10 protein-coding genes are annotated in these 5,164 nt (G+C 46.9%); all 10 read right to left on the minus strand.

The window, feature by feature from the left end; genetic code table 11:
* Positions 1-397: 397 nt before the first annotated feature.
* Positions 398-952, minus strand: a complete 555-nt coding sequence (locus SDD30_RS16960; RefSeq protein ID WP_434076114.1) for a hypothetical protein — start codon at positions 950-952, stop codon at positions 398-400.
* 16 nt (positions 953-968) lie between these two features.
* Positions 969-1,301, minus strand: a complete 333-nt coding sequence (locus SDD30_RS16965) for a hypothetical protein (RefSeq protein ID WP_434076115.1) — start codon at positions 1,299-1,301, stop codon at positions 969-971.
* Positions 1,302-1,345: 44 nt separating this feature from the next.
* Complete coding sequence (locus SDD30_RS16970; RefSeq protein ID WP_434076116.1) at positions 1,346-1,549, minus strand: hypothetical protein; 204 nt, start codon at positions 1,547-1,549, stop codon at positions 1,346-1,348.
* Between the two features lie 57 nt (positions 1,550-1,606).
* The gene (locus tag SDD30_RS16975) at positions 1,607-2,023 is read right to left on the minus strand and encodes a hypothetical protein (RefSeq protein WP_434076117.1); all 417 of its coding nucleotides are present in this window, start codon (positions 2,021-2,023) and stop codon (positions 1,607-1,609) included.
* Between the two features lie 98 nt (positions 2,024-2,121).
* The gene (locus SDD30_RS16980; protein WP_434076118.1) at positions 2,122-2,400 is read right to left on the minus strand and encodes a PC4/YdbC family ssDNA-binding protein; all 279 of its coding nucleotides are present in this window, start codon (positions 2,398-2,400) and stop codon (positions 2,122-2,124) included.
* Positions 2,401-2,469: 69 nt separating this feature from the next.
* Entirely contained in the window at positions 2,470-3,012 is a 543-nt protein-coding gene (locus SDD30_RS16985; protein ID WP_434076119.1) for a hypothetical protein, read from the minus strand.
* 18 nt (positions 3,013-3,030) lie between these two features.
* Entirely contained in the window at positions 3,031-3,711 is a 681-nt protein-coding gene (locus SDD30_RS16990) for a hypothetical protein (RefSeq protein ID WP_434076120.1), read from the minus strand.
* Between the two features lie 316 nt (positions 3,712-4,027).
* Positions 4,028-4,375, minus strand: a complete 348-nt coding sequence (locus SDD30_RS16995) for a type II toxin-antitoxin system PemK/MazF family toxin (protein WP_434076121.1) — start codon at positions 4,373-4,375, stop codon at positions 4,028-4,030.
* Complete coding sequence (locus SDD30_RS17000) at positions 4,350-4,535, minus strand: hypothetical protein (protein WP_434076122.1); 186 nt, start codon at positions 4,533-4,535, stop codon at positions 4,350-4,352. Before SDD30_RS17000 ends, SDD30_RS16995 begins: the two co-directional genes overlap by 26 nt.
* 213 nt (positions 4,536-4,748) lie before the next feature.
* Complete coding sequence (locus SDD30_RS17005) at positions 4,749-5,033, minus strand: helix-turn-helix domain-containing protein (protein WP_434076123.1); 285 nt, start codon at positions 5,031-5,033, stop codon at positions 4,749-4,751.
* Between the last annotated feature and the right edge of the window lie 131 nt (positions 5,034-5,164).

Below are 5,164 nucleotides of genomic sequence, written 5' to 3' on the forward strand. Positions count from 1 at the left end.
TTCCATGACTCTATAGTACGCTTTTTGTTATGTTTTGTCAATATTTATTAATCTGTTGGTAGCTGCTACACACCTCCGTTAATTTGTGGTTTTTATCAGGCATTACGCCTGGCATCGGCACCTAAAGTCTGGCTCCGCAGAGCGTATAACTTCGAGCATGTACAGAATATCTCTCTCGTCAAGCGCACCTATAGCGATGCAATTTGGATACGCATTGTTGGCTATCCTGACAGCCATTTCTTCGTCTGGCGCCTCGATTAGAGGCAAGTAATAAGTCTGCTCATCAAGGTCGGCCACCACAACTAAACAGCGCACTGGCCATCAGCTCCTTCTAAATTTTTTTTGGCAGGCTGCCATTAAAGAACCGGGGCGGTTATACCCCGGTTCTTATTAACTCTTACCAATGGTAGTCGGAAAATACCAGAGCGTAGTATTCGGGATGCTCCATGGCGTCTCTGAAAACACCGTCACTTATCTTTGCGCTTGCGTCCGGGACGCTGTAGAATTGCGACTCGAAAAGATAATCCCCGATAAGCAGTCTAAAAATTGTTGCTAAAGTCCATGGCTCGTCCCACGGTTTTTTGTTTGCCCATACTTCCCTGAGCAAGCTTTTGTTTAAAATTCGCCCGGCGTAGCAATCGTATTTTTCCATAAGTACCATTGCTCGCTTTAAAGGCTTTTGGCTGTACTCCGCCAGCAGTTCTTTGAAACGCTCTGACTCTTTCGCTCCTAAAACTACGCCTGCGCCCGGAAAATCGTCTATCCAGCTTCCTGCATCGTCTTCAGAACGCCAGTCGAAAGCCTGGTCGGCATACTCGCTCGTAGCCTCCATGGCTACGAGCCGTATCCTCATTTCGATTTCTTGCAGCCTTTGGGGATTGTTTTGGCTGGCAAGCATCTCGTCTATTTGCCATTTATCAAGGCTTACCAGCAAACAATGCAGAGCGTGCATGCTACAACCCTCCCGCTCACAGCATTTCCGCATCTTCTTCTTCTGTAAGTTCCACGAGGCTTTCGTTGAGTTTTCTCAATTCCCGCAAAGGGACAGGATTTTCCCCTTCCTCAAGGTCTACGACAAAATTCGTTAAATGCGTCTCGAAATAAATAGCTTTTAGCAGTTCTGCAATTTCCGCAGTACTGCCTTCGCAGTACATATCGATATAACATCCTGTCCTTTCTTCGCTGACTTTGACCCCTCTTTTAGCTGCAAATTTCGCTATTAATGCCTGCCTGGCCGTATGAAAAGTCCTCACGACTGGATCGGGTTCGGCCGTATTCATGCTCATCAGCAGAACAGCCATCTTTTCCCGGCACGGCGTCTTCCGGCCTGCCGGATACCCCCTTTCTAAACTTCGTCGCATAGCTCTATATCTTCCCTGGACCACCTGGCGCCGCAGCCCATGCACTCGTAAGTGATCACGCTGTCGCCAGTCGGTTCTATCTCGAACACCTTTACCGGCTTCAGGTTGCCGTCCACCAGCCTGGCTACCATGCAGTGGTCCATCTCTTCCACGAAACTGTTGTGACCGCATTTGGGGCATTTGTACATCCTTTAGTCAACTCCTTTTTTTGAAAAGTTAGTTGGCGCCTTGGTTTAGTTTTGTTTTTACGCCCCCAAATGTTTGGCGCAGGCGTTCGCTGCTGCTGCCGCAAACTCAAATCCTTGGAAGGTTTTCCCTAAAAACAACGGCACCGCTTCGATAAAAAAGCCTTCCTTTTCATGACGGGCCACAAGAGCGTCTACGTGGATATAATACCCCTCAGAACGCCCGGTGACCGGATAACAGGCTATGACACGGTAATCAGGAAACGCCGCCCGCGGCTTTGGCCAGGCCACAGAATCATATACCAGGTCAAAATATTCTTCCGGCAGCAGCCCTTCGGCTTTGAGCCGTTCCTGTAGCTCTTCAAAAACTTCTCCCACGGTACGGTTGCCCGTATAACGCAAATACCCCGGCTTTTCCGGGTTTGGCTCGTACTTATAGATTTCTATCGGTTTTACCTTTACTGCGCTGGCCGGCATCAGCATCCACTCCCTTTAGGATTAAAGGTCAAAATTTGAGCGTGAAAGAGCCGGGCGTTTTTTCGTCCGGCCCTTAAAATTCTATTTGCCTGGCAGGGTTAATTAATCCCCATCAGCTTTCGCACTTCTAAAAACTGCTCCGCGGTCATCATGACCCCTTTGCTGGTCGGCTTAAATCTATTCTCATTTTTGTCCCAATAGAATACCCGCAGGTCGTAGTACACGTCGTTCTCTTTTACCAGCTTCCGCAGCACTATCGCCTGTTTCCCCTTGGGGACCGCCCCTAACTCTTCTTCCCGGTCAAAGTCAAAAGATTTTTTTGCAGTTTGCACGGAACCTTGCATGTTTTTTCGGGCAAGCTCTTCTAACTTCGGCATAAAAATTCCCCTTTCTTTTTATGGCCAGTTTTTTAATGGCCGGTTTTATGACCGGCGGCAAAGACCGGCCTAATCCGTATAGCATGTCGCCGGGGTTTCAGCCGGCTCTATTACGTCTCCAAGATACTTTAACGGCTTTTCTAATATCTCCAGCCCGGCAACATTTAACTTCTCCAGCATGCCGCGGAGAACCGTTACTTCACCGGAAAACACTTCTTTAAAATACGCTTCTTCCGAATCTGATTCTATCCCCCACAAACCAGGGGTTTGAATCAGCTGAATGATAAAGCTGTCGCCTGCAAGGATGTAAATTTCAGCGGCAGCCCGCACGCCTTCCATCCACCACGTATCACCGTAACTTTCCAGCCGTTCGTGGTCTTCGTCGATCCAGCGCTGAACCTGTTCAAGCCCGTATTCCTTGATATCTTCGTTGCTGTACCGGCAGGAGGAAATTATGCTGCCGTCTTCAGCCTGCACGGTCTTGAGCCAGGTAAGGTCGGGGTATTCGTCTATTTCCCTGTACCCATAGACTGCCGCTAGAACCGGCTTGCCGGTCTTCCTGGCGATATCCTTAATCTCATCAAAGGACCGCTCGAAAATCTTTGTTTTCATAACAAAAACGTCCCTCCCTTAAAAATTTGTTATAACCCTGTAGCCCGTGCCACTTAACATTTTTTCCAGCAGTTCAAAGGTCTTTTTTATGCCTGCAAGGTTTTCGTTCATGTTGTCCGCCAGCTTATTCAGGTTTCCAGTCTCGTAATACCCGCCTTCATCATCAACCCTGAGCTTGACCCCAAAATGGTCTTGCAGGAACCGCAGCAGTTTGCAGATGGTCACATGGCACTCCAACGGAGCGTATTGGGTTTTAGTAAAACAATGCCCTTCGCACCAGTAACCGTGTGCTGACATATAATAACTGGCCAAATAGGCCTTGCTTCCCCGCCCAACGTTCCAGGTAACATCAAATGATTCGCATTTTGGGTGGAGATTAATTACAATACCTTTTACGCGCTCGTTGATGTTTGTAAAAAATGCCGGATTACGATGGCCTTGGTTATATCGTTTCTTTATGCCTCTTCTATGAGAATCGTAAATATCGACAGTACCATCTTGTTTTTTAATTATTAACCCTGATTCTAACTCCGGTCCAATCACTTCATCTACCAGATGGTATTCCCATCCCGCCGCTTTGGCAAAATCTGTCAAGGTTTCAGTGATCTGATCCACTTTTTCCTTCTCTACCGTACCAGAGTAATGAACTGTAATACCCATTTTTTTAGCACAGGCAGGCCCCCGGCGGCCTGTCTGCACCCTTCCCTCCTTTTGGTTAAGGATTTTTGGGATGACTACAGGCCACCGGGGGCCTATATCGCTATTGGTTTTTGCTCTTACGGCAGGCCGTTTTGCTTAACAGTGCCTTCTTGTTGGGGACAACCTGCGTCGCCGGCTTCCTTGCCCATAACAGCCGCGGAAGCTTTACTTTTTTGGACATTCTCCCCCTTCTTTCGAGAGGCAGTTTTTTTGGCTGCCATAGGTCATCACGTGACCGCCGGCTGAAAGACTTGTGCCCTCCCCGCGCTTCAGGCATTTTTCCTGAAGCCCGGGCAGGGCGCAGGCCCTACAACTTTTAAATATAACCTGTAAACGAACGGTAAATTTGCAGGAGTTCTTGAGATTCTATAGTCCCTATCACTTTGAGAATTTGTTTTTCTGTAATTCCAAAGGGTGCAGTCAACCAAATTTTTGAGGGTCTGCAGAGTCCTGCAGCCTGCCAACTTTTGATTGGAATTTCGTATTCATTAACGCAAGGCTTAGAAGATATGCCAAGGCAAATAAAATAGCCGGCAGCATTTATCGCTTCCCGGCTGATTACTACTGCAGGCCTGATTTTGTATTCGGCCTTATTGTTTTTTACCCACGCCAGAGGCACCAAAACTACGTCGCCAAATTTAATCTGCCTGGAGAAGCCCTTCATAGTAGGCGTCGACCTCCTCATTATCTAAATCGTCATACGGCGCTACCGGCATTGTATTTGCAAAACCATATTTTTTCAGCAGATATTTTAGCGCTTGTAGTTGCTCTTCCTTGGACCAGGCTTCTATAATATCCTCAATACCTTGCATTACTCCGCCCATACTTATCACCTCGCATATATTATACGCCATAATAATACCCCTTTCTATCCCGCTGAAGCAGGAATTTTTTTGGCTACCAGCAGTCATCATGTTACCGCCGGCTAAAGACTTGTGCCTTCCCGCGTCCCAGGCATCTATCCTGGAAGCTTGGCAGGACGTAAGCCCTGTAGAATTAAAACGCCTTCATGAAAAGGCGTTTTAATTCTTTAGCTGTTAATTTTTGTATTGAACCGTTAATTTTAGCCCTAATGCATCCAGCACTTTGAACAATGTCCGCATATTACCCATTTCAGCTCTTTCAATTCTCGATACTTGAGCTTGGGTTAAATTAGCCTTCCTTGCTAACTCTTCCTGTGACCAATTTTTACGCTTGCGTTCTTTGATAATTTCTCTGGCTACCTCATAAATTGGTTCGCTTTCTACCATCTCATCTATAATATCCGGCCGCCGGCTGGATAATTCTTCTGTGAATTCTTTTGGAGTAAGAAACCTGGTCATTTAAAAACCTCCTCCTCGTTTTTCCATAAATTCCATGTAAATTTTCTTTGCTTTTTTTATAAAAATTAGCCCCCTGAAAACCCACGGCCTCGTGCCGTGGGATGAAAGGGGAATCATTAAGCTATGCAAAA

The sequence above is a fragment of the Moorella naiadis (nom. illeg.) genome, assembly GCF_051020825.1.
GTDB classification, from domain to species: Bacteria; Bacillota; DSM-521; order Neomoorellales; family Neomoorellaceae; genus Neomoorella; species Neomoorella naiadis.